Genomic DNA, 24,259 nt, shown 5'->3' on the forward strand with positions numbered 1-24,259 from the left:
ACGCGTGAACAGTGGGAAGGCAAGCAAGGCCGCTTGTCTCTACACCCACTGTAAAGGAGCCACAAAGAGCATCACCCAGCCAGGGCGTCGGCACCTCTCTAGCCAGGACGAGAAGTCATTTTCGGCCGTTTTCGCCACACCTGCGCGGACCTCACTCATCCGCGCTTGGCAGGCACCTATGCTTCTACGCACCTGTAGAAGGCCCGCACTGAAAGGGCGTCAGGGGAAGACACGCACGTTTAAGGAGTGGACGCCACGATGGTGTTCAAACGACTGCTCGGATCGCTCGGCGCGGGCGGGCCCACGGTGGACACGGTCCTCGACCCGGGCGGCGCTCGCCCCGGCTCCACGCTGACCGGACAGGTTCATCTCAGGGGCGGTGACGCCGACTTCGACATCGACCACATCACCCTGGAGTTGGTGGCGAGGGTCGAGGCCGAGCACGAGGACGGCGAGAGCGAGGGAGTCGTCACCTTCGACCGGCTCACGGTCGGCGGCGGCTTCCGGCTCGCGGCGGGCGAGCTGCGCAGCGTTCCGCTCAGCGTGATGCTGCCGTGGGAGACGCCTATCACCGAGCTGTACGGGCAGGGGCTGGGCATCGTGCTCGGCGTGCGGACCGAACTGGCCGTCGCCGGCGCCAAGGACAAGAGTGACCTCGACCAGCTGAACATCGCCCCGCTGCCGGTCCAGGAAGCGATCCTGGAAGCCCTCGGGCAGCTCGGCTTCGGCTTCAGGTCGGCCGACCTCGAATACGGCCACATCCGCGGCACCGGTCAGCGACTGCCCTTCTACCAGGAGATCGAGCTCAGTCCGGCGCCGCAGTACGCCCACCAGGTCAACGAGATCGAGGTGACATTTCTGGCAGGACCAGGCGGGATGGAGGTCGTCCTGGAGGCCGACAAGCGCGGCGGTCTCTTCTCCGAGGGGCATGACACGGTCACCCGGTTCGCGGTCGGCCACCATGACGTCCGCGACTGGAACACCGAAGTCGACGGCTGGATGCGGCAGTTGGTGGAGCACCGGGCCTCGTACGGTTCGCACGCCGGCCATGGACACGACCCGTACGGGCACGGCGGCCACTACGGCCACGGTGAGCACCACCACGACGAGGGCCACCGTCCCGGACCCGGCATGGGCACCGCGGTCGCCGCGGGCGCGGCCGGACTGGCCGTCGGCGTGATCGGCGGGATGGTCGCGGCCGAAGCGGTCGACGAGATCGGGGACTTCTTCGAGGGCGAGGAGGCAGAAGAGGAGGACTGACCGGTTCGAGGTGGGCTGGGATGGCCGGTCGGCCATCGATCATCGGTCATGCGCAGGGCTTGCTCGCGATCCGCACACCAGCTCCGCCCAACCGGTCGCCCGTGGTTCTGCGAGAACTCCGCGACGGCCCGGCTGGCACCTCCTCGACGGGCGGCAGTCGTCGACGAGGAGAGGCCATCACGCAGATGAGGTCGCGAGCCGACACGAGCAGGCGCTTGAGGTCCGGCGAACGGCCGTACCAACGCAGCAGCAGTCGGCCCACGACCAGGCCCGGGCCCAGCCTGCATTTGCTCCGGCAGCACAGTCCTCATGGACGTGGTCGCATCGCCACCACGGCGCCGACAGCAGCCAAGCCGGTCCCCGGCAGTCCGAATCTCGTGGACTCGACCGGAACTCATCCGGCCCACCGCTAGTTTCTACGTTGCTGTAGATATCAATGGGAGTATGGGCACCGCTGACAAGGCGGGTCCCCGTAATCGAACTTTTGGAGTTCTAATGGCCCTGTGGGACCGCGTCAAGGAGTCCGCATCGACGATGCAGACCCAGCTGGTGGCGAAGAAGAACGACCTCAAAAGCGGCGCCTTCCGCGACGCGAGCATGGCCATGTGCGCCCTGGTCGCCGCCGCCGACGGCACCGTCGACCCATCCGAGCGGCAACGGGTGACCCAGCTGATCTCGGCCAACGAGGTGCTGCAGAACTTTTCCGCCGACGACCTGCGCCGCCGCTTCGAGGAGTACCTGGACAAGCTGACCGCCGATTTCGACTTCGGCAAGGTCAGCGTGCTCCAGGAGATCGCGAAGGCCAAGAAGAAGCCCGCCGAGGCGCGCGCCGTCATTCAGATCGGCATCGTCATCGGCGGCGCCGACGGCGACTTCGACAAGGATGAGCAGGCCGTGGTCCGCGAGGCGTGCTTCGCCCTCGATTTGCCGCCCCACGAGTTCGACCTCTGACCGACACATGGAGCAGGTGTGCCAGGCCGGCCCGTCAGGGAGCTGCCCGGCACACCGCACTCAACGATGTCCCCGCCCGCTCAAAGAGGAGTGGCGGCATGCAGGATAAGAAGCAGGGTCACGGCGGAGTTCGCGGACGACATCGCAGAGACGGCCGTGCCCGCAGCCGCACCCCAGGCCGCCAGGCCCATCGCCGTGAACACCGATGGCCAGCTGCGTACCGCGGGCGCCGGACCGAGCAGAGCCGCCACCCGGCGCGGCACCGGCCCGGGCGCGGCGAACCCCGCGAGCGTCGGCGTCGGAGCGCCACGATCCACCAGGGCCGCCTTGCCGATCGCGCGCGCCACCGCACGACGGCTGCCGACCGCCTGCGCCGCCTCCTCGTCCGCCCACCGCTCCGCCGTATACGACACGGCTGTCCGCAGCGGCCACAGCAACGGGTTGGCCTGCGAGGCGAGTTTGACGGCGAGGAGGAAGCGATGGTGACGGGCGGCCAGATGGGCGCGCTCGTGGGCGAACAGCGCCCGGCGCTCGGCGGGCTCCAGACACTCCAGCAGTGCGGTGGTCACCACGACTCGCTCCCGGCGGCCACCCGGCAGGGCGTACGCGTACGGCGTGGTGTCAGGCAGTACGACCACCCCTGTCTCCGCCAGTCCGGCCAGCGCCCGGTGCGCGCGGCGCCGCATCCGGCCGTGCCGCCACACCATCTGCCCGCAGGCCGCCAGCACGGCGAGCAGCACGGGGATGGCTGCCTTACCGGCCACTTCGTCGAACGGTACGGCCTCGCGTACTTCCGGGTCGGACCAGCCGTCGGGCAGCGGGTTGCCGGGCAGCTGGGCCGTGCCGACCACCATCACCAGCGCGAGACACACCGTGCTGCACATCGCCATGGCCACCGCCACGCCGGTCAGCAGCCTGGTCGCGGTGCGCGGATGCAGATGCTGCTCCGCCAGGCGGGCCACCGGCCATGCGGTCAGCGGCAGGACCAGCGGCAGAAAGACAAACACCCCCATGAGGCTTCAGTCTTCCCCTTCACCGCGGGCACGACCCAGCAATTCACGCAGCAACCGCTCGTCACCCGGACCGAGGCCGGTGACGAAGCTGGCCAGCACCGCTTCCCGGTCGGCTTCCCCGTCGAGCACCTTGCGCATCCGGTGCGCCGCGAGGCCCGCCTCGTCCGAGTTGGGTGTCCAGGCGAAGGACCGGCCGGTCCGCTCCCGGGTCACCACACCCTTGGCCAGTAGCCGGGTCAGGATCGTGATCACCGTCGTATAGGCGAGATCGGCGCCGAGGCGCTCCTGCACCCAGCCGGCGGTCGCCGGTCCGTCCGCCTCGCGCAGTGCCGACAGGACCTGCACCTCCAGCTCACCCTGCCCCCGCCGCCGGGGACCGTGCCGGTGTTCCGTCACGCCCTGCCTCCTCTCCGCGCCGCCTGTTTCCCGACCCGACATCGTATAGACACCCGAGCGGCCGTCTTTCGCACAGGAGTTGCGGCGACACGAAGGCCACCGCTCGACCGACCTCACTTTTCTACAGTGTTGTAGATTCTAACCTGGGATCCGTGATGCGGACCCGAACCGACTGTGTGGAGGAATGAACCATGGGTGTTTCCCTGTCCAAGGGTGGCAACGTCTCGCTGAGCAAGGAAGCGCCGGGTCTGACCGCCGTCGTGGTCGGCCTGGGCTGGGACGTCCGCACCACCACGGGCGCCGACTTCGACCTCGACGCCTCCGCACTGCTCCTGAACACCTCGGGCAAGGTCGCCTCGGACCAGCACTTCGTCTTCTACAACAACCTCACCAGCCCCGACGGCTCGGTCGAGCACACCGGCGACAACCTCACCGGTGAGGGCGAGGGCGACGACGAAAGCATCAAGGTGAACCTCGCCGCCGTACCCGCCGAGATCGACAGGATCGTCTTCCCCGTGTCGATACACGACGCAGAGATCCGCGGGCAGAGCTTCGGACAGATCCGCAACGCCTTCATCCGCGTGGTGAACCAGGCCGGCGGCACCGAACTCGCCCGCTACGACCTGTCCGAGGACGCCTCGACCGAGACCGCGATGGTCTTCGGCGAGCTCTACCGCAACGGCGCGGAGTGGAAGTTCCGCGCCGTCGGCCAGGGTTACGCCTCGGGACTGGCCGGCATCGCCGCGGACTTCGGCGTGAACGTCTGAGACCGCCCACACCGCTCGGCCGGGTCCGCCCTTCCGGACGCGCACCCCGGCCCCGGACGTGACACTCCACCCAGGAGGCCATGTGACCGCCCCGTTCCGCCTGCGCCCCGAGGACCAGCCGGACTTCGAGGCCGTCCTGCACCTGGCGCTCAACACCTGCGACATTCGCACCGCCCTGGCCGCCGATCCCACCGGCCGGAAAGCCTCCCGCCTGCGCCTGCGCGCGCTCACGGACGCCGACAAGATCGCGGCCGCGGCGCGGGACGAGTACGACACCTACCTCGCGCTCCACGCCCCAGCCCGCAAAAACGACGAGGACCGACCCGACGGCAACAGCCTGCTGGCTGCCCTGGCCGTGCTGACACCAGCCGTGGCCGGGACATCCGCCGCCGCCCTGCTCGTGCTCGGCTACGTACTCCGACTGACCGGCGCACAACGCTCCTTGACCGGCTCACTGATCACCGCGGGCTGGATCCTGGCCCTGATCGCGGCGGTGGGCACGCTCATCGCCTTCGCCGCCCTGCTGACTCACGCGGCACGGCGGCAGGGTGGCCCTCGACAGCCCGCCCGTCTGGAACAAGCGCGGCTGAACTGGCAGCAGGCGCTGCTCACACAGGGAATGCTGCCTCGCCTGCGTCACTACATGAGCGAGGCCACTTCCCGCTCCGCAGCGCCCGAGTCACACCCACCGAACGGCGACGGTCTCCCTCACACCAGCTAGCAGTCCATTACCACCACGAACCCGCGAGCGAGAGGCTCCCCCCATGTCGATCAACCTGAACAAGGGCCAGCAGATCAGTCTCCAGAAGGCCGACGGCAGTGCCCTCACCACCGTCCGTATGGGCCTGGGCTGGCAGGCCGCACCCCGTAAGGGCTTCCTGGCCAAGCTCACCGGAGGGGGCCAGATCGACCTGGACGCCTCCGCGGTGCTCTTCGCCGACGGTGAGCCAGTGGACGTCGTCTTCTTCCAGCACCTGGCCAGCGACGACGGCTCGGTACGACACACCGGGGACAACCTCACCGGCGGCGCCGGCACCGGCGGGGACGACGAGTCGATCGTCGTCGACCTGACAGGCGTGCCCGCCCGCGTCGACCAGATCGTCTTCACCGTGAACTCGTTCACCGGCCAGACCTTCGCCGAGGTGCAGAACGCCTTCTGCCGTCTGGTCGACGAGACGACGGGCACGGAGCTCGCCCGTTACACCCTCACCGGCGGCGGCCGGCACACCGCGCAGATCATGGCCAAGGTCCGACGCGGCGCCGGCGGCTGGGAGATGAAGGCGATCGGCGAACCCGCCACCGGCCGCACCTTCCAGGACCTTCTGCCCACGATCAAGCCGTACCTGTAGAACGCGGGGTCCTTTATTTTCCTCATACATGGGCGGAATGGTCTCGGTTCGAACGGGCACTCGCACGCCATCAACGACTGGACCGAGGGCGGGCAGACCACTCATGGAGATCTCAGGCATCATCAGCGCGATCGTCATCGGCATCGTGATCGGTGTCCTCGGCCGGCTCGTCGTCCCAGGGCGCCAGCGCATCGGTGTCCTCTGGACGATTGCCATCGGCATCATCGCCGCGTTCATCGGCACCGGCATCGCCGCTGGCCTCGACGTCGCCAACACCAAGGGCGTCGACTGGATCGAGTGGCTCATCCAGATCGCTCTCGCCGCCGTCGGCGTCGCCGCGGTCAGCAAGGTGAAGGTCCGTCACTGACCGCGGCCCCAAAAATCCGTTTCGCCTCGGCCTACGTCACAGCACCTGACGGAGGCCTGGCAGCCGGCGCAGGGCCGCCGCCAGGAGGAAGGACACCGGGACGACGAGTACGCACACGACCAACCACGCGCCGGCCGCGGACAACCCGCGGTCGGCCAGGCAGTACTGGACGGTGACCACCAGCGGCAGGTGGACGATGTACACGGCATAGCAACAGGCCGCCAGCTCTCCTGTCAGTCGCGTGCGATGCGTCACCGCTTCCCGGAACAGCGTCAGCAGGCCGACGCACAGGGCCACGCACAACACACTCTCGTACGTCGCCCACAGCGCCGACGGCGCGTCGAAGCCGCCGCTCCCGAAGCAGCCGGCGTCGGATCCTACTGCGAACAGAAGCGCCACCCCGGCCAGACCCCCGCCCAGCCACACCCACCCGACTCGGACATGGAGCCGCCGCAGCCAGTCGTGGCGGTGCGCGAGCACCCCGAGTGTGAAGAAGGCCGCGTACTGCGGCACCCGGGCGGGCTCCACCTGGAGGAAGTCCAGAAACGGGACCCACTCATCCAGCGGGTAGCGCAGCCGTACCAGGAAGGTCGCCATCGAGATCCCCGCCGTCAGCCCCAGCAGTGCCGCGTGCCCTGGCGCGCGCGTCTTCCGCGGCGGGCCGGGCCGTCGCCTCAGCAGGTGGCAGGCCTTGCGGCACAGCACGTAGAGCACGACGTACGCCAGCAGGTTCTGGATGAACCACAGGTGCCCGAACTGGAGGTCCGGCCACGATGGCCCGCTCCAGTCCGCGGGCCTGTCACCCAGCCCGAGGTAGACGTCGGTGAAGTAGTGAGGAAAGGAGATCGGCGGATAGCCGCGGTAGCGGACGTAGTAGGCGTACATCAGGCCCGGCACGATCGTCAGCGCTCCCGCCACAACCGGGGTGCCGAGCCGGACCAGCCGGCCCTTCAGGAACGGCCACGTACCGCGCCACTCGTAGGACTCGGGCACGAAAACGGCCGAGACGAAGAAGAACAGGCTCATGAAGAAGGCCCCGTCGACTGCGGAGAGGGTGGCGAGGGCCGGAGTCCGCGGCTGCCCCTCGACGTACCACCAGTCGGCGGGGCCGTACGCCTGTGCCGCGTGGTGAACGACGACCAGAACGGTCAGGGCGATGCGTAAGTTGTCCAGCCAGCCCAGACGAAGACGACCAACCGGGCGGGTGGTGGGCGGCGGGGCGCCGGAATCGGTGGTGTACATGCGTTCAGCTTCCTCAACACTTGTACACATCGCACTGGTGCCAGCCCCCGTCCCGCCCTCCGGAAAGCCGTAGGCGCCCAGCACTTTTCGGGCAGCTCGATGTCCTCATGGAATTCTTATCCATCACCCATGGCGAGCCCAGGGGTACGCCACAGTATGGTCAAGCCTTCAAGAGGAGGGTCCGGTTCCACACGACGGGGGGACAAGGAGGCACGGCCATGGTTTCACCCGGAACAGAAGTCCGCCGCGTGGCACGCGGAATGCGACGACGACTGCGAAGGCTCTCGGAATCGCCCGTGCCACAGTCGGCCGGCCGCCTGGTACCTGACCCGGTGTTCGTCATCTCCTCCATACGCTCCGGCTCGACGCTGCTGCGAGTGCTGCTCAACAGCCACCCCCAGGTCCGGGCCCCGCACGAGATGCACCTGCGCACGCTCTCCGTCGATCTCACCAAGCCGTACACCAAGAAGGCGATGGATGAACTCGGCCTCGACCAGAGGGAGTTGGAGTACCTCCTGTGGGACCGGATCCTGCACCGCGAACTCGTGCTCAGCGGCAAGCAGATCATCGTCGACAAGACACCGGGCAACGCGGGCGTGTGGGAGCGGTTGCACGAGGGCTGGCCGAAAGCCCGCTATCTCTTCCTGCTCCGCCACCCGGCGTCGATGGTCAGCTCGCTGATCAACAACCGTCCCGACCGTGAGTTGGATGCGACCGTGCGCGAGGTGCGCATGTACATCGACGCGGTGGAGGCCGCCCGCAACAGTCTGGAAGGGCTGACAGTCCGCTACGAAGATCTGACCGAGCAGCCCGCCGACGTCACGCGGAAGATCTGCGCGTACCTCGGCGTGCCGTGGACACCGAGGATGCTCGAATACCGAAAGGGCGACCACGGGCCGTTCGTACCGTTCATCGGTGACTGGAGCGAGAACATCAAGTCCGGACGGATTCAGAGGGCACGGCCGCTGCCGGCCCCGGAAGAGGTACCCGAGGCGCTGCACGACATCGCCCGCACTTGGGGATACCGATGTTGAAAGACGTGAAGTGCCGATGCACCTGCGCCGGCGCGACGGTGTGGGTGACAGGGCGGTCGCTGGCCGACCGGCGGGCCGCCGCCTACGCGATGGCAGAGCGGCTGGCTGCCGATGGGCACCGGGTGCAGGTCCTCGATCGGCTCGACGGCTCGGGTGCGCGCCCTGAGCGCACTGGAATGACGGCCGAGGTGCTGGCCCGCAACGGGATCGTGGCCATCGTTCCGTGCGCCGCGGAAGGCGCCGACACGGTGCGCGCACGTCACGAGGCAAGCGGTACCCGATACATCGAGATGTGCGTCACCGGAAAAGACGCCCCGCAGGAGTTTGCCGCGATGGTGAAGACGCTTCTCCCCGGGCGGCGTTGATCACCAACCGTGAGTCCGTCCGTCAGCCCGTGCTTCCCCCGTCGGCACTGTCCTTCAGGGATCCGAAGAATCCCTGAAGCAACAGCCGTTGATTGGCCGCGCTCCGGCGTGCCAGGACGTCGGGCGCGAACATCGGTTCGTCCAGGTTGGGCTGCATCACCCGCTCCAGCAGCAGTGGCCCGAGGATCAGGCAGAGCATTTGGAACGGCGCCCACTCGTCGTCGGGTCCCTGCCCGCCGTATGTCCCGGACAGCCGTTCCACCTCCGCACGCGCACCGGCCAGCAGGCGCCCGAACAGTTCTGAGCTGGCTTCGCTGTTCTCCAGGAGCACGTGCCGCAGGTAGCCGCGCAGCACCGGATCCGCGCCAAAGACGTGTGCCGAGACCTCGCCCAGCGAAGCCATCAGCCCCTTGTCCGGGTCGAGGTCGCGCAGTTGCTCGGTGATGCGGTCCAGGACGTATTCGTCGACCGCGGCGCGCAGGCCCTCCTTGGAGCCGAAGTGCCGGGTGACCAAGGCCGGCGAGAGACCGGCCGCGGCCGCCACCGCCCGGGTCGACGTCGCCTCGAACCCCCGTTCGGCGAACAGTTCCAGCGCCGTCTCGCGCAGCCTGGCCCGCCCCGTCAGATCACTCTTCGCCGGTGTCCGCATGACGGCAGCGTAACCACCAACATGACACCGCCCCTCGCCATCCGGCGGCCGACCACAGTGGCCTCTGGATACAGACCGAGCCCCGCACGACCACCGGGGGCCGGATCGACGTGTGAAGTTTCCGCTCCGAGAACGACCCTGCTCCAGGGGGCTGGCCGACAGCCGGCGTCTCGGCAGGGCCCCTCAGCAAGACTCGCGCGTGTGCCGGCTCGGTCGGTTCTGGAGAACATCCCGGCCATGGAAAATGGCAACCCCGCAATACGCCAATTCCCCGAGGCTGCAACCTTCCTACCATTCCCGAGAGGCTTGAGCCGGCCGTTCAGTACTCTCGTTTTGAGGCGATGCGGTGAGTTCGGTAGACAGGGCGGTTCCGTCGATTTCTGACTCGACCGGAAGGAGGCGCGCCTTGGCCAGTAAGGCGAGCCCCATATAGCGGCGGGCCTCGGTCCATTCGTCGTTCTGTTCGGCCAGCACCGCGCCGAACAGCCGGATCACGGCGGTGCGGTTGTGCCCCGCTTTCCGGCTACCAGGCTGCGCCGATCGGGGACCCTCGCGGACCGGTGAGCAGGTCGATCAAGCGCGCTATCTGCCCACTCTCTTCAAGCTCTTCGAAGTCCTGGCCGGAGCACGGGAACAGAACCCGAAATTCCTCCTCAAGTAGCTTCACAAAGACGCTCACGGATCGATGACGCCGCAGGCCGTCGAGACAGAGTCGCGGGTCACCCCCGTGGCCAGCCGTTCAGCCGATGATGGCGACCGGGGCGTCCCAGGCGTTGCGGTCGACGTTGATGGTGTGACCGCCGCGCGTCTCCTTGCTGTTGGCCTTGTACTGGTGGCCGCGGCTGTGGTCGGTGTACAGCTTCGGGTCCCAGGGCCAGTCCTTGGTGGTGGTCTCCTGACCGTTCCACAGGGCGTACCAGAGGTTGCCGGGCAGGTCCGTGCGGTTCTTGGCGGTGGCGATCGCCTTGGCACTGGAGCTGCTGAAGCCGTAGAGGCTCGCGCGGTAGGTCTTGGTGCGCAGAGTCTTGGTGAACGACCGCACATAGGTGAGGGTGGCGTCGTTGCAGGCCTTGTCGGCGATGTCGTACGACTCCATGTTGAGGTAGATCGGGCTGCCGGGCTTCATGCCGAGCGCCGAGGCCTTGGTGATCGCGTCGCCTGCGTTGGCGGCCCCGACTGAGGCCGCGGTGGCCGCGGTGAACCTCTCCTTGTTGAGGCTCTTCTGGCAGGGCGGCTGTGCCCCGACGTACAGGGGGATGGTCCGCCAGCCGAGGGTGTCGACCGACTTCACCCAGGACTTGGTGAGGTTGGGCTGGGCGCAGCCACGGTTCTTGCCGCCGATGTAGACGGCGACGCCGCCGTAGTAGGCGTCCTTCTTCCACGCCTTCATCGCGGTGAGCGAGGGCGCCGTGCAGGCGTCGAAGGCCCGGCCGGTGTAGGTCTTTTGCGCGGGCCATGCCGTGGCGGCCATCGAGGTCTGAGCCGCGATCCCGGCGCCGGACACGACGACGATGCCGGTCGTCGCCAGGGCGATGTAGCGGCCTTTTCTGGTCAGCCGATGCTTCGGCATTTCCCCACCCCACAAAAGTCTGGCCGGCCAGGGCTGTTGCAGCCCTGGCGGATATCGAAAAGAGAAATCGTTACGTCTTATGACGGCCGAGGAGCGTTCAGCTTGCGGAGTTGCGGCCGATGAACCATACGGCTCCTCCTGCCACGACAGCGGCGAGACCCATAAGCAGGACAGGTAGGCCCGGGCCGGGAAGAACGTACATCGCTGCTCCGGCCGCTGTGAGAGCGACGCCGATCGACATCACCAGGACGCCGACGCGGGACTGGGACATGCTGATTGCTCCTTGGTATTCGCCGTTGAGAGGTGTTTCGGGAATTCAGGGCGGCTGCCCGGACCGCTGTGAAGCGGTCCGGGCAGCCTGGAATGTACCGGGATCAGTATCCCCAGTAGATCTTCGAGGAGTAGACGTAGGTCCGTCGGTAGGTGGTCCACCAGGACGATGTCTCGGAGAACCGGAAGTTGGTGTACGTCTTCCGGTACGTGATCCGGTCCTGGTACTGGGTGGTGTAGACGGACACCCATTCGGCGAGGACCTTTTCGCGGCTCCACGACAGGAGGGTGCAGCGGACACCGCGCTGGGTGCGCCAGCGCCACCGCTCCTTCCAGCCCACGATCGCCAGGGGTGTCCAGTCGGCGAGCGCGTCCCACATCCAGGAGTACTTCTTGGTGCGCCAGCTGGTGTAGGACCACTTGCCGGACCAGGTGATCTTGATGTCGCTTCGCCAGCCGGTCCACGCGTACCACGGGATCTTGCAGGGCAGGCAGCCGGAGACGTCCTCGGCGTTGACCGGGTCGGCGCAGACGTAGTCGTAGTTGCTGCAGCTGCCGCCGGCCACCGGGTCGGTCTGCAGGAACCGGCCAGAGGCCGGGTCGTACAGGCGCACGCCCATGAGGACGAGGTTGCCGAGGGTGTCGGCCGAGCGCTGTTCGCCGCCGAAGAAGCCGTAGCGGGCCTGTTCGGTGCCGGTGCGCTTGCCGAACTCGTCCGTGGTCAGGGCCGTGGGGGCCTTGGAGGTGTCGAGCGGCAGTGCGAGGGAGACGTCGTTGTGCAGGTCGACGAGTTGCAGGACGACGTCACCGGTCTTGCTGGTGGTGGCACCGAGGCTGCGTCCGGGGGATTCCACGTTGCGGGTGATGGCCCCGGTGCTGGTGTTCTCGACAATCCAGGTCGGCTTGTCGCTGTCGCTGCTGTAGTGGTTGACCTTGGTCGCGGTCGTGGCCCAGCTGCCCGAGGCGTTCGACTCGACGGTCCAGGAACGGATCCGGCGGGTGGCGTCGAGAGCCCAGGTCTGGCGCTGGTCGCCCAACTGCTGCTGCCTCACGAGGTCGTTGAGGTAGTAGCCGAGCATGCCCTCACCGGGAACCGTGGTGGCGCGGCCGAACGCGTCGTAGGCGTAGCCGCTGTCAGTCCGCCGGTCGGCCGTGTCGTAGGTGCTGGTGACGGTCGTACCGCCGGTGGTCGGGCAGTCCAGACCGGGGGCGGCGGCGGCCGTCGTGACGGAGGTCCGGTTGGAGTGCTTGTCCCAGACGTACGAGCGGCGGGTGCAGACGCTGTCGGCTGTGTCCTCCACCGACGTCAGTCGGCCGGCGTCGTCGTAACCGTAGCCGCGGTTGGTGTTCTGTCCTGCACCTCCGGCACGGGTGGCCCACTGGTCGTGGGCCGTGACCGTGGCGGCGTCGCTGAGCAGCAGGGCGCCGTCGGAGTCACGGGTGTAGGTGCGCTCCGTCGGCTTGCCGGCCGGATCGTTGGACTGGGTCATCGTGTAGCCGCCGGGCAGCTTCTCGGTGGCCACGTTGCCGTCCGCGTCGTACGAGGTGCGGAAGGTTCCCGCGACGGAGTCGGTGAGCGAGACGAGCAGTCCGCGCGGCTCGGCCGACGTGTCGTAGGTGTAGGTGACCGTCGAGGGGGCGCCGTCGGTGCTCTTGACCAGCCGGTTGAGCTGGTCGTACTGCACCGAGGTGGTGTTGGCGTCGGCGTCCGTGTAGCTCATCTGGCGTCCGAGCACGTCGAAGGTGCGGGTGATGGCGCCCGCGGTCGTCGAGGAGGTCTTGGTGAGGTGTCCTGCTTCCGCGTCGTAGGTGAAGGTCTGGTCCGGGATGGCGGTGCCGGCGGTGCCGCTGGTGGTGACCGTCGACTGGCGGCCGGCCGCATCGTAGGTGGTGATCAGGGTGCGGGTGGCGCCGTTGGCGCTCTCCACGACCTTCGCGGGCTGACCGTAGACGTTGTACTCGTTGTAGATCACCGGCAGGGCGCCGTTGGTGCCGGCTGTGGTACCGGCGTAGCGCACCTCGCAGACCTGGTCGGCCCACTCGGGGCGGCCCGCGCAGGTTCCGGTGCCCGTGGCTGACCAGTACGTGGTCAGCTGAGTTCCGGGGTCGGTTCCGTTCGACTTGGGCATGAGCGACTTGACGGCGCGGCCCTTATCGTCGAACTCGGTGATCCGGGTGATCGCGAGGCCGCCGGGGTCCTGCACGTTCTTCGTGGCCAGGCCCTTGGCCCAGTCGTACTCGGTGGTGGTGACACGCCCGTCGGCCATCTGACCGGGATACGTCAGCAGTTCGGCGCCGACGGTCTCCTTGGTGGGCTGGTTGACCACGGTGGCCGAGCCGTCGGTGGGACGACCGGCGTCGTAGGCGGTGGTCGTCCACGTACGACCGGGGGCCGCGGTGCCCGCTGCGAGCAGGACAGTGCTGTCGGCAGCCTTGAGGTCTTTACCCAAGGTCAGCATGCGCAGCGGCCCGCGGGAGTCGGTCGAGCGGGAGCCGTCAGGGGCGAACGTGGTCTCCGTTGCCAGCAGGCGGGCCCGCGCTGCGGATCCGGCCGCGTCGGAGCCCAGTCCGAGCTCGGAGAGGTTGGCCTTGTCCTTGGCGGTAAGTCCGAGAGCGAGGGCGCGGTTCGCGGCCGACAGCTCCATCACCGTGTTGCCGTACCGGTCGTACTGGGTGGTGGTGATGTGATCGCCGGGGTTGCGCTGGTTGACCTGGCGTCCGGAGGCGTTCATGTAGAGCACCATGGCCCGGGCGTAGTCGGCCTTCGTCAACTGCGCACCGTCGGAGGACGAGGGCACCTTGTCCGCGGGGAAGACCGCGGTCGCGTCGACGGGAGCCTCGTTCTGTCCCCACTTGGCGATTTCGGCCGAGGCCATCGCGGCCGGGGCCGTTGTCCCGGTGAGGGGCACGTTGTAGACGACCGTGGAAGTCGCCGTGCCGGAGACCTGGTCCTTCGTGCCGGCCGCCAGGGTGGGCCTCTGCACGGACAGCAGCATGCCGTCCGAGGCACCTGTCACCGCGGCGACCTTGCCGTAGTTGAACGTCCACGGAAGTTGTCCCGGCGGTGTCAGGGTGATGACGCGACCGGCGGAGTCGTAGGCGTACGCGCTCTTCAGAGCGGGGCTGATCCGCGGGTCCCACACCTGGCGTAGACGGCCCTGCTCGTCATAGGCGTAGCGGGCCACAGCGACCGCGGTGGCATTGGCGGCGCCGGGTTCGGAAGCCCATGCCTTGAGCTCGGACACCTGGCCTGCGGTGTCGCCGAAAGCACTGGCGGTTGCCGTGGTCGTGGTCGCGTAGACGAAGTCCAGGACCTTGCAGCCTCGTGTCGAGGGGGTGGCTTCGCAAGTCGCAGCTGTGGCCGCGCTCGTGGCGCCGATGATGCGCTTGGGCCGGCTGACCCGCTTGCCGTCGATGGTGACGGCTTCGGAGACCACGAGGCTCTCCCCGCCGTCGATGCCGGACTTGACCGAGCTGGAGAGCTGCCAGGTCGGGGCGTCGGCGGCAGCCTTCTTGAAGGTGGTCACCGAGCCGTCGTCCTCCTTCAGGGTGAAGGAGGACGAGAAGCCGCCGGTCAGGGCGAGTTCTTCGAAACCGGGCTCGGGGATCCAGCCGTTCTGGGCCTGGTTGGCCGTGAAGTACACGGACGCGCCGTCGGTCGAGACGAGGTTGAGCGAGGTGTCGGAGGTCTTCTCGATGTGCGAGTACCCCGAGTCCACCTCGGGAGCGGTGGTGCCGGAGACCCACTCCTTGCCGAAGACCGGAGCCTGCCCCGTCTGCTTGGTGCCCTTGTCCGGGACCCGTGAGGAGGCCGTGCGGGTGACCGACAGGCCCATCACCTCGGCGTCCGAAGCCCCGAGCGCGTAGTCACCGTTGAGTAGATTTACCGAGCCCGGGCCCACCTGGGAGCCGGCGGCGCCGTCCGCATCGCGGTCGACGACCACGGGGAGTGGCTGCGTACTGCCCGCCGCCCCGTTCGGTCCGGTGAAGTCGGCCTTGATCTGGACGCTTCCATCGGGGTCGACGGTGCTGGTGGCGTTCCAGGCGAGGGCGGCGTTCTTCCCGTTCACCAGCGGAACCGGCCACGAAGTGAGTGCCTGGCCGTCCTTGAGGACGTCCGCCACCGGGATCTTCGTCCAGATGTCGGCATCGGAACGGCGCCAGGAGAACGATGCGGAGTCGTACTTCCCCGCTTCGGCCTCGGCGAGGAGCGGCAGGCGGCGCGCGGTGCTCTCACCCTCGCTGGGCTGGACGAAGCCTCCGGGCCCGGCGTGGAAGGTGTACTCCCGTGCCTCGGACTTGTTGTCCGCCTTGTCGACCTGCCGTACCTGGAGGGTCTGGGTGCCGTCCTTGGGTGGGGTGATGCCGATGGCCTTGGCCGCGGTGGACCCGCCGGTGGTGACCTTGGTCCACGTCAGGCCGTCCAGGGACCATTCGAGCCAGTTGTGGTCGGTGCCCCGGGGTGTGACCGTGAAGGTGCCGGCCTGTCCGGCGCCCTTGACCCACTCGGTGGACGGGTAGTCCGTCGACGTGACGCCGGTCGGGGCCGAGGGAGCGGTGGTATCGACGGTGAACGTCTTCCACTCCGACCAACCCGTGTTGTAGTGCGCCCCGTCGTACGGCGAGGTACGGAACTTGTACGTCTTGCCGTTGGTCAGCACTCCGGCCGGCACGGTCACGGAGGCGACCTGCCCTGAGTTCACCCACGGAGAGACGATGACGTTGCCGACCTGCGCGTTGGTGGCAGAGTCGAAGATCTGGAAGGTTCCGTTGACCTTGTCGCCGTTGGGGTCGACGAAGGTGTCCCGCAGAGTCGGGGTGGCGGTGTTGACCACGTAGGCGCCGCCGTAGGAGAAGAACGGCGCACCCGCCTCCTGCTTCGTACCCGTGCGCGGCCGGTAGTTGTACGTGACGGTCAGCTTCGGCGGGTTCGAGGCGGCGTTGGCGGAGTTGACACGTTTCCATTGCCCCGTGACAGCCTCATCGGTAGCGCGCAGGCCCATGTGTGACTTGGCCGCCTTGGCCGAGGCCCATTCCTGCATCATGGTCGTGACGTTGGCGTTGATCCAGCCGTCCGGCTGCGTGGAACACGAAGCGTTGCCCAAGGTCTCCGAGGAGGTGGCCTTCTTCGCGGTCCATGACGGCTGGGCCGTCCACCGCGACGACGTCGTCGCCGCGCCGGTGGACCACACCTCCCACGGCTGGGTCGGACATGACGATCCGGTGTAGTTGCCGGAGTGGAAGTTCCACAGCGAGAGCTTGGCGTCCGTCACCAGCGCGTCGGCGATAGGCGCGGTGTTCCACGAGATGAACGACCGGGCGGTCCGGAAGGTCCCGTCGGCGTTCTGCGTACCGGGGTTGCCCAGATCCAGCTCGACGTCCGTGGACCAGTCGACCGTGGTGCCCTGCTGCACGTAAGTGTCGAAGACGTTGGAGAGCGCCGAGGTGGAAGGGTCCACCGTGACGGGGTACTTGGTGGCCGGATCGGCCAAGAAGCCGGCGTCGGGGGTGATGACGAGATCGACGCCGCCCTTGACCTTGACGGCCTTCATGGCAACCGGGACCTGGCGCGTGTGTTCGCCGGAGACCGGGTCGACCGTGGCGTCCCACATGACCGGAGCGGGCATGACCGCGGTCTTCTTCGACTTCTTGTCGGTGAACAGCACACTGCCGTCGTCCTGCTGCTTGGCTGTCAGGCCCTTGGTCCGAAGCGGCAGGGTGTAAGAGAACCCGGTCTCAGGTCGCGCCTTTACCTCCACGAACTGCTCGAAGCCGGTACGGGTGGCTTCCACCACCACATCCGCGCCGGGCACCGCGTTGACGTAGGTGGCGCGAGTACCGTCCAGCTGAGGTGCCGGCAGCCCACCGCGCCACTGCAGGGTGATCTGCTCATCCCCCTGGCCGAGGGTGACCAGATCCGCGGCGGGAGCGGCCTGGGCGGCTCGCAGAGAAGACGGCTTGGTGCCGGTCTTCCCGGACAGTTTCAGCCCAGCCGGGTGTGCCTTGGCGGCAACCGAACCATCGTCCTGAGCGGCCAGGTCGACATCCACCGCACGCCAGGCACCTGAAGTGGGGTCCTTGAAGCGCACAGGCCCGGCGGTCAGCTCTGTGGTGAGAGACCCGTCCTTGTTGACCCAGGTGGTCGACGTCTCGGTCCTCTCGGAAAGCGCCTCGACCTTCTTGCCGGACAGCTTCGCGGCGACGCGGGCCGAAGCGATATCAGCCGCCTGCGTCACCGCCTCCTTCTGAGGCTCGGCCGCCGGCGCCTGCCGCGGCTGAGCAAGAGCGGTACCAGCGCCGTCCAGCACGGTGATGGCCATGGCCAGAGCGAGGCCGCTCGCTATGAAGCGGGCTCTCCCCCCGGGACCGGACCGTCTGCGCCTACCCCGCGCAGATCTGTGTGTTGCCACCATTTCCCCCCGTCACACGTGTTCCTGACACACCGTCTTGTGGTGCTGATGTGAACGTACCGGAGGAGAAAACAGCAAAGAAACTACAAAGCGCGCGTAAAGCGTCAGCATGGGTTCCGGTTCCCTGAGTGATCTACATCACTTACCCTCGTTGAAAGTTGTTGTTGCTATCACCCTGCCCGCTCCACGGCCAAACACTGGTCAGCGGTCTGGGGCGCCGGTGGCGCGTGCAGCCCTCAGCACCACAGACTTCTTACGGTGGGTCGTGACGTTGTCCAGCGGGGTCTGGCGCAAGTTCCGTGAGCCGGTTACGTGTTGTAGTTGTTGATCTCTTTCCGGACGGTGCGGAAGTCGCCTTGAAATCGCTCCTCGTGGGAGTGGTGGGGCTGACATTCGGTGGCCGTGAACGAGGTGCTGTACCGGCTGCAGGAGTTGCTTTTCCCGTCGATCCCTGGTGTCGCGGTCGTGGCCGTGTGCACGGACGACGAGGCGATACGCATCGAGGCCCGGTGCACACCGTCCGGGGCCGCCTGCCCCGACTGCGGTCACTGGACAGAACGCGTCCACAGCTCCTACCTGCGGTTTCCCGCAGATCTGCCCGCTGCCGGACGGAGCGCGCAACTCGTATTACGGGTCCGGCGGTTCTTCTGCACGGCCACGGTATGCGGCCGGCGAACGTTCGTGGAGCAGGTGCCCGGGCTGACCCGCCGCCACGGCCGGGTCACCGAGCGGCTGCGGCAGACGATGGGCGCAATCGGGCTGGCACTGGCCGGCCGGGCCGGTGCCCGTCTCGCCCAGGTCATGGGCATCGCGACCAGCCGCACCACGCTGCTGCGCCGTGTGATGGACCTGCCCGACCCGACCGCCACAGAGCCCCGAGCCGTCGGCGTAGACGACTTCGCCCTGCGACGCGGCCACGTCTACGGAACGGTCGTGATCGACGCCGAGACCCACCAGGTCCTCGACCTGCTGCCCGAACGCGACGCCGCCACCCTCGCCCCATGGCTCGCGGCCCATCCCGAAATCGAGGTCATCTGCCGCGACCGCGCCGGCGCCTACGCCGAGGCGGCCGACACCGCCGCGCCCCAGGCCCTCCAGGTCGCCGACCGCTTTCACCTCTGGCAGAACCTGGTCACCGCGGTCGAGAAGACCGTCGCCGCCCACCGCACCTGCCTGCGCGATCTGCCCCCGGCCAGCCCAGAACCCGAGCCGGAGTGGGAGACACCCGCCGACGCGACCTCCGACCAGAACCACGAAGGGGCGGATCCGACCGGCAGGTTCGCCGAGCGAGCCCGCGCCCATCACGCCCTCGTCCACGAACTCCTCGACCAGGGCATGGGCATCCGGCGCACAGCCCGCCACCTGGGCTGGGGACACCACACCGTCCAGCGATACGCCCGCGCCGCCCGCTGGCAGGACATGGTCAAAGGCCGCAAGCGCCAACTCCCCAGCAAACTCAACCCGTTCAAGCCCTACTTGGCGCAACGCTGCGCCGAAACCGATGGAAAAGTGACCATCCTCGACCTCTACCGCGAAATCACAGGCCGCGGCTTCCGCGGCCACTACTCCACCGTCCGCGACTGGGCCCGGCGCGACCTGCCCCGGCCAGAAGACTTCACGCCCGCCCCGCCACCGCCGTCAGTGCGGAAGGTGACCGGCTGGCTCACCCGGCACCCGGCCACCCTCACCGAGGAGGAGAAACTGCACCACAAGGCCGTACTCGACCACTGCCCCGAGTTGGCGTCCGCAGCCGAGCTGACCGGCGCGTTCGCGGAGATGCTCACGACACTCAGCGGCTCCCGCCTGCCCGAGTGGATCACCGAGGCCACGGAGGTCAACCTGCCCGGCATCAGCAGCTTCGCTACCGGCCTGCACAGCGACTTCGACGCGGTGACCGCCGGGCTGACCACAGACTGGAACTCCGGGCCGGTCGAAGGAGCAGTCAACCGGATCAAGATGCTCAAGCGCCAGATGTTCGGCCGGGCAGGTTTCGCCCTGCTTCGGAAGCGAGTCCTCCTCGCCTGACGGACCCACCTCTGCCTCAGGCAGCAGCTCTCAGATCATCCGCAGTCAGGAGTGACAGCAGGTGGATTTGTTCGGCCGCAAGCGCCTCGGTCCCGCCCTGCTGACGGTCGATGACGCAGAGCGCCTCGCGAACGTCCGCACCCAGGGCACGCAACTCGGCGGTGGACAGCACGATCTGACCGCCGCTAGTGACGACGTCCTCTACGACCAGCACTCGGCGCCCGGCGATGTCCGCGCCTTCAGCCAGGCGACGCGTTCCATACGACTTGGCCTGCTTGCGAACAAAGGCGCAGGGAAGGCCAGTGTGTCGGCCGAGCGCGGTGACGACCGGGATGCCACCCATCTCGAGGCCAGCCAGCACCTCCGTGTCCTTCGGCACGAGCGTGGCCATCGCCTGGGCGATGGAATCGAGGAGAACAGGGTCGCCTTCGAAGCGGTACTTGTCGAAGTACTCCGAGGCCCTACGTCCCGAGCGGAGTACGAAATCACCGGTCAGATGGGACGCACCATGGATCTGCCGAGCAAGATCTGAAGAAGTCACAGGACCGGAGTATCCCAGCCAACCGAACCTCTGGCCGGTCGGTGAGTCCCTCAGCAAGCGGGGAGATCGACGCTCACCGAGCGTAGTCACATCACGGAACTTGCGCCAGCCCCGCAGAAACAACGTCACAGCCAGCCACGCCGTGGTCTGGATCCCGTCACTGCCCCGGTCGGGTTTTCGAGCTGGTAGGTGTACGGCTGCAGTGCGGGGCACGTTTCGGCTGGTTCGGGCGCTGCTGGTCCGCGCCCGCCGCAACAACACTGGGGGCATGGATGTGGTCAGCACCGCCCAGGTCCCGCCGGGCGAGCGGTTCGCCTTCTGGCGCGAGGTGAGCACGAAGCTCTGGGTCCCCTACGACTTACGCTGCGACCCGCAGGTGGAGAACGGATTTAGGGCTCACGTCGGTATCAGCGATTTCGGGGCGATGCAGGCGACGCTGCTGACCACGATGCCGCACTCGGTCCACCGTTCGCCCAAGCTCATCCGCCAGGCCGATCCCGAAGTGCTCAAGGTGGGCTGCATCGTGCGCGGTGGCGCCACGGTGACGCAAGACGGCCAGCGCGCGGATCTGGGGGTCGGTGACCTGATGCTGTTCGACACCTCCCGCCCCTTCCTGGGCAAGCACGCACCGCACATTCCTACGAGCCAGCTGCTTCTCCTGCGCTTCCCACGCTCACTGCTGCCGTTACCCGACCGGGATGTTCGGCGTCTGAACGGTGTCCGTATCCCCGGCGCACACGGCATCGGAGCGCTGTCGTCGCAGTTCCTGCTGCAGCTCGCCCGGCACATGCACGAACTCAGCCCGTCCGACACCGCCCGGCTGTCCACCCTCACCCTCGACATCCTGACCACCGCGCTCGCCGACGCACTGGGCATCCAGAGCACGCTGGCACCCCATACCCGGCAGCGCGCCCTGATGGCACAGATCCACGCCTTCGTCCGGGACAACCTCGGCAACCCAGACCTGAACCCGGACGCGATCGCCGCAGCGCACCACATCTCCCTGCGCTACCTGCACAAACTGTTCCACGAGGACAAGCACACCGTCTCGGGCTGGATCCGCGAGCGCCGCCTGGAACAGTGCCGACGCGACCTCGCCGACCCCCGTCTCGCCGCCCGCCCGATCCACGCGATCGCCGCTCAGTGGGGATTCATCAGTCCTGCGCACTTCAGCCAGACATTCCGCACTGCCTACGGCCTCTCGCCACGCGAGTTCCGCCGACAGTGCGCAACCGTGCGCGGAGACTGAAGAGTTGTGCGCTCACCCGTAACGACACGCCAGCCGCTGGCTGATGAAATCTGGCAATCGTGCCGCCGTCCGGCAGCACGACATTTTTTGGAGGAATCATGAGAGAACGGAGCACAGGCCGGAAACGCCGGTTACTGCTTGGACAACTGCTCGCACTCTTTGCGGTCGGTGTCCTGGTGGCCTTGTTCGGTACTTCACCGGCCAGCGCGACGATCGCCGACAAACGCAATGACTACAACAGTGATGGCATCAGCGACATCGCCGCCGTCGACCCCAGCTCGGGGTGCCTGTACCGGTGGAACGGCAACGGCACCGGCGGCTTCGGCGCCGGCACCCAGATCGGATGCGGCTGGAGTCCCTACTACGCGTCGCTGACCGCAGCGGGAGACATCACTGGGGACGGACGCGGCGACCTGGTCGCTGTCAACTCCAGCTCGGGGTGCCTGTACCGGTGGAACGGCAACGGCACTGGCGGCTTCGGCGCCGGCACCCAAATCGGATGCGGCTGGAGCCCCTACAGTGATTCCCTTGCGGGGGCCGGCGATCTCAACAACGACGGGAATGGAGATCTGGTCGCCGTCAACTCCAGCTCGGGGTGCCTGTACCGGTGGAACGGCAACGGCACCGGCGGCTTCGGCGCCGGCACCCAAATCGGATGCGGCTGGAGCCCCTACGCGGGGCTGATAACCGGTGCCGGTGACCTCAACCGCGACGGAAACGCCGACCTGGTCGCCATCAACTCCAGCTCGGGGTGCCTGTACCGGTGGAACGGCAACGGCACCGGCGGCTTCGGCGCCGGCACCCAGGTGGGATGTGGTTGGAATAGCTATGCGTTGCCCCGCAACCTGAGTGGTATGGGTGACACCACTGGAGACAGTGTGGGAGATCTCGTCGCTCCCAACGGCAGCAACGGCTGTCTGTACCGGTGGAATGGCAACGGCAGCGGGGGCTTCGGCGCCGGCACCCAGGTCGGGTGCGGCTGGCTTCCCTCCTACTGGCTCGCCGTCTGAGCCTGTCCTGTATCTGCGGGCAGGTCACGATCAGCACCGGCGAACGGACCGCGCGCAACAACATCCTCACCTCGCGCCCGAGTAATCCTGTCAAGGCCGTCCTCATCCCCACCAAGCATGAGCAGAAGGCCCTGTACAGCGCTGACCGGCCATGGCCGGGACGACGGTCAGGGCATGTCCCCGGAGTAGTAGAAGCGGCAGCTGACACCGGGACCGGGGGTGCGGGGCTCGCCCGGGTGCGGGTCGTACAGCGACCGGCACCCGGGAAACTGCCCGAGCTCCGTGGACAGGGCCACGCCGTCGTCGACTTCCACGGTCCGCCATCCGTGGATGTCCAGCAGCAGGCCGTCCAGCGGTCCGCCGACCAGTTCGGCGTAGGCCCGGTGCGGGAGCGGGCCGGGGTTAAGGTCGTTGTGGTCGTGGCCGTAGACGCGGCCGTTCAGCAGTTGCTCATCGCCGTTCATCTGATCAGCTTTCCAGCCGTCACCGACAACGAGGGCATGGAGATGGCAACGGGCCCGGCCTGACTGGTGGCCGGGCCCGTGGACGGTGTGGTGCGGGGCCAGTTGGTCTGGATGGCGCCGCGGTCGATGAGGCCCTGGATGTAGGGCGGCCACTCCCGTTCAAGGCCGGTGGTGATGGCGACGTGGACGTCGGCGCGGACCTGCGGGGTGACCTGTTCCACGTCACCGCCCGGGTAGTACAGGCACAGGCCCGCGCGGCTCGCGTCGCACAGGATGGCGTGGGCCTTCTGGATCAGCGTCATGTAGAGCTGCGGGACCGGCGCCTTCGCCACGAACTCCCCCCTCATCGACGACCGGTTGTGATCACGCTACCTGGCCGTCCCTGCCTGAAGGACGTCAAAGCCGTCGCTGCAAACCCGCTCGGGTCCGCTGCCGTCTTAGAAACCGGGCACGGCGTCCGAGCAGGCCGGAGCTGGACCATGGAAGTCGAGGAGGTGTCGGGTGGAGACGGAGCAGCGTGTGGTGAACCGCAACTGGCTGTTTTCCCGGCTGTTGTGGGTCCTGGCCGCGGTCGCGGTGATTCTCCTGGCCTTCTGCCTGGTCAGGGAGAACCTTCCTGACCACGTGGCACGGTCATGGCCGTGGAGGTTGCGGCTGCTGGACACCGGCAGCGCTTTGACGGCGGTGCTGGGGACGGGGGGAGCCGCGCTCGCGCGGGCCCAGTACGCGCAGACCGTGCGGCCCGCTCTCAGTTCAGTCGGGGGTGTGTACGAACGCCCCCCGGCGGGCGGGCCGGTGTGGGCGTTCCAGCTCGTCAACGGATCACCGGATGTGGCGGTGATCAAAAGCGTCGCCTACTGGATCGTCTTCAGCCCGGCCGCCATCGCCGCCGGGGCGGCCAGCCCCGGTCGCTGGTTGTCGCAAGAGGAGATGGTGGCAGCCATCAAGAGCCGGCAGCTGGCGAAAGGTGAGGACTTCGACTTCAAGCACCTGGGACGCGGTGCCTTCATCAGCGCGGACCGTATGACCGGCATCGGCTGGCTCTCGGAGAGGGCGATGCAGCAGGTCCAGGACCTCTTCGTGGAAGTCAGGGTGCTCGACCGTGCGGGAGACACCCATGAACGGGTGATGCCTCTGATGAAGAACATCGACCGACCACTTCGGCACCCCACCCCTCCCTTTCTGGTCTGAGGCCTGTCCGACAGACCTCCCCGCTCCGGCATTGATCAAGTGACATCCAGTAGCCATCGGGAACAGGCAACGCTCAGGCGGCGGGCCCCCGCCGCCGGCGTACGCCTCGGCCACAGCCGTGACACACGTCGGTGGC

The 24,259-nt window shown here is 67.7% G+C and carries 22 protein-coding genes and 1 pseudogene; 12 read left to right on the forward strand and 11 right to left on the reverse strand.

All coding sequences use genetic code 11. From position 1 onward, the window contains the following. The first annotated feature begins 258 nt into the window (after window positions 1–258). Both OHT57_RS00920 and OHT57_RS00925 read left to right on the forward strand, forming a co-directional pair. Window positions 259–1,260, forward strand: coding sequence for a sporulation protein (locus tag OHT57_RS00920; RefSeq protein WP_328743871.1), 1,002 nt, complete (start codon window positions 259–261; stop codon window positions 1,258–1,260). Between the two features lie 495 nt (window positions 1,261–1,755). Next, the gene (locus tag OHT57_RS00925) at window positions 1,756–2,211 is read left to right on the forward strand and encodes a tellurite resistance TerB family protein (protein WP_328753081.1); all 456 of its coding nucleotides are present in this window, start codon (window positions 1,756–1,758) and stop codon (window positions 2,209–2,211) included. Between the two features lie 80 nt (window positions 2,212–2,291). Here OHT57_RS00925 and OHT57_RS00930 read toward each other — a convergent pair whose 3' ends face one another. Together OHT57_RS00930 and OHT57_RS00935 are read right to left on the reverse strand one after the other, a co-directional pair. Continuing rightward, a complete protein-coding gene (locus OHT57_RS00930) occupies window positions 2,292–3,224 on the reverse strand; it encodes a M56 family metallopeptidase (protein ID WP_328743872.1) in 933 nt (310 codons plus the stop codon). Window positions 3,225–3,230: 6 nt separating this feature from the next. Next, window positions 3,231–3,662, reverse strand: a complete 432-nt coding sequence (locus OHT57_RS00935) for a BlaI/MecI/CopY family transcriptional regulator (RefSeq protein WP_443053403.1) — start codon at window positions 3,660–3,662, stop codon at window positions 3,231–3,233. Window positions 3,663–3,811: 149 nt separating this feature from the next. Between OHT57_RS00935 and OHT57_RS00940 the strand changes: the two genes are divergently transcribed. The 4 genes from OHT57_RS00940 (at window position 3,812) to OHT57_RS00955 (ending at window position 6,103) form a co-directional block, all read left to right on the forward strand. Continuing rightward, window positions 3,812–4,387: a TerD family protein gene (locus OHT57_RS00940; protein WP_328743876.1), complete on the forward strand. Its 576-nt coding sequence runs from the start codon at window positions 3,812–3,814 to the stop codon at window positions 4,385–4,387. Window positions 4,388–4,469: 82 nt separating this feature from the next. After that, on the forward strand, window positions 4,470–5,108 hold the full coding sequence (locus OHT57_RS00945) for a hypothetical protein (RefSeq protein ID WP_328743877.1): 639 nt from the start codon (window positions 4,470–4,472) through the stop codon (window positions 5,106–5,108). A gap of 43 nt (window positions 5,109–5,151) precedes the next feature. Next, window positions 5,152–5,736, forward strand: a complete 585-nt coding sequence (locus OHT57_RS00950; protein WP_328743878.1) for a TerD family protein — start codon at window positions 5,152–5,154, stop codon at window positions 5,734–5,736. A 103-nt stretch (window positions 5,737–5,839) separates the two neighbouring features. Next, on the forward strand, window positions 5,840–6,103 hold the full coding sequence (locus tag OHT57_RS00955; RefSeq protein WP_328743879.1) for a GlsB/YeaQ/YmgE family stress response membrane protein: 264 nt from the start codon (window positions 5,840–5,842) through the stop codon (window positions 6,101–6,103). Between the two features lie 36 nt (window positions 6,104–6,139). Here OHT57_RS00955 and OHT57_RS00960 read toward each other — a convergent pair whose 3' ends face one another. Further along, window positions 6,140–7,345 (reverse strand): acyltransferase family protein, encoded by a 1,206-nt coding sequence (locus OHT57_RS00960; protein WP_328743880.1) that lies wholly within the window; start codon window positions 7,343–7,345, stop codon window positions 6,140–6,142. 296 nt (window positions 7,346–7,641) lie between these two features. Between OHT57_RS00960 and OHT57_RS00965 the strand changes: the two genes are divergently transcribed. Together OHT57_RS00965 and OHT57_RS00970 are read left to right on the forward strand one after the other, a co-directional pair. Next, complete coding sequence (locus OHT57_RS00965) at window positions 7,642–8,379, forward strand: sulfotransferase family protein (RefSeq protein WP_328743881.1); 738 nt, start codon at window positions 7,642–7,644, stop codon at window positions 8,377–8,379. Continuing rightward, entirely contained in the window at window positions 8,373–8,744 is a 372-nt protein-coding gene (locus tag OHT57_RS00970; protein WP_328743882.1) for a hypothetical protein, read from the forward strand. Before OHT57_RS00965 ends, OHT57_RS00970 begins: the two co-directional genes overlap by 7 nt. A gap of 22 nt (window positions 8,745–8,766) precedes the next feature. On the opposite strand, the gene OHT57_RS00975 is transcribed toward OHT57_RS00970, so the two are convergent. From OHT57_RS00975 to OHT57_RS00995, 5 genes and pseudogenes are all read right to left on the reverse strand, one after another. Next, entirely contained in the window at window positions 8,767–9,393 is a 627-nt protein-coding gene (locus OHT57_RS00975) for a TetR/AcrR family transcriptional regulator (protein WP_328743884.1), read from the reverse strand. A 288-nt stretch (window positions 9,394–9,681) separates the two neighbouring features. Then, window positions 9,682–9,900 (reverse strand): annotated as a pseudogene (locus tag OHT57_RS00980) (hypothetical protein); the annotation flags it as partial. A gap of 232 nt (window positions 9,901–10,132) precedes the next feature. Next, on the reverse strand, window positions 10,133–10,963 hold the full coding sequence (locus tag OHT57_RS00985; RefSeq protein ID WP_328743886.1) for a glycoside hydrolase domain-containing protein: 831 nt from the start codon (window positions 10,961–10,963) through the stop codon (window positions 10,133–10,135). Window positions 10,964–11,060: 97 nt separating this feature from the next. Continuing rightward, a complete protein-coding gene (locus tag OHT57_RS00990) occupies window positions 11,061–11,234 on the reverse strand; it encodes a hypothetical protein (protein WP_328743887.1) in 174 nt (57 codons plus the stop codon). Between the two features lie 103 nt (window positions 11,235–11,337). Continuing rightward, window positions 11,338–17,553 carry an RHS repeat-associated core domain-containing protein gene (locus OHT57_RS00995; protein WP_328743888.1) on the reverse strand — a complete coding sequence of 2,072 codons (6,216 nt, stop codon included), beginning with the start codon at window positions 17,551–17,553 and terminating at the stop codon, window positions 11,338–11,340. A 492-nt stretch (window positions 17,554–18,045) separates the two neighbouring features. Between OHT57_RS00995 and OHT57_RS01000 the strand changes: the two genes are divergently transcribed. After that, complete coding sequence (locus OHT57_RS01000; RefSeq protein ID WP_328743890.1) at window positions 18,046–19,668, forward strand: ISL3 family transposase; 1,623 nt, start codon at window positions 18,046–18,048, stop codon at window positions 19,666–19,668. Between the two features lie 16 nt (window positions 19,669–19,684). Here OHT57_RS01000 and pyrE read toward each other — a convergent pair whose 3' ends face one another. After that, window positions 19,685–20,209: an orotate phosphoribosyltransferase gene (gene pyrE / locus OHT57_RS01005; protein ID WP_328743891.1), complete on the reverse strand. Its 525-nt coding sequence runs from the start codon at window positions 20,207–20,209 to the stop codon at window positions 19,685–19,687. A gap of 268 nt (window positions 20,210–20,477) precedes the next feature. Between pyrE and OHT57_RS01010 the strand changes: the two genes are divergently transcribed. Further along, a complete protein-coding gene (locus OHT57_RS01010; RefSeq protein ID WP_328743892.1) occupies window positions 20,478–21,458 on the forward strand; it encodes a helix-turn-helix domain-containing protein in 981 nt (326 codons plus the stop codon). Between the two features lie 59 nt (window positions 21,459–21,517). Beyond that, window positions 21,518–22,468, forward strand: coding sequence for an FG-GAP repeat domain-containing protein (locus tag OHT57_RS01015; protein WP_328743893.1), 951 nt, complete (start codon window positions 21,518–21,520; stop codon window positions 22,466–22,468). 167 nt (window positions 22,469–22,635) lie between these two features. On the opposite strand, the gene OHT57_RS01020 is transcribed toward OHT57_RS01015, so the two are convergent. Together OHT57_RS01020 and OHT57_RS01025 are read right to left on the reverse strand one after the other, a co-directional pair. After that, window positions 22,636–22,932 (reverse strand): hypothetical protein, encoded by a 297-nt coding sequence (locus tag OHT57_RS01020; RefSeq protein WP_328743894.1) that lies wholly within the window; start codon window positions 22,930–22,932, stop codon window positions 22,636–22,638. Beyond that, entirely contained in the window at window positions 22,929–23,264 is a 336-nt protein-coding gene (locus OHT57_RS01025) for a hypothetical protein (protein ID WP_328743895.1), read from the reverse strand. The genes OHT57_RS01020 and OHT57_RS01025 overlap by 4 nt, the downstream gene beginning before the upstream one ends. A gap of 169 nt (window positions 23,265–23,433) precedes the next feature. On the opposite strand from OHT57_RS01025, the gene OHT57_RS01030 reads away from it, so the two are divergent. Continuing rightward, window positions 23,434–24,123: a hypothetical protein gene (locus tag OHT57_RS01030; RefSeq protein WP_328743896.1), complete on the forward strand. Its 690-nt coding sequence runs from the start codon at window positions 23,434–23,436 to the stop codon at window positions 24,121–24,123. Window positions 24,124–24,259 lie beyond the last annotated feature (136 nt).

Source organism: Streptomyces sp. NBC_00285 (assembly GCF_036174265.1).
GTDB lineage: Bacteria > Actinomycetota > Actinomycetes > Streptomycetales > Streptomycetaceae > Streptomyces.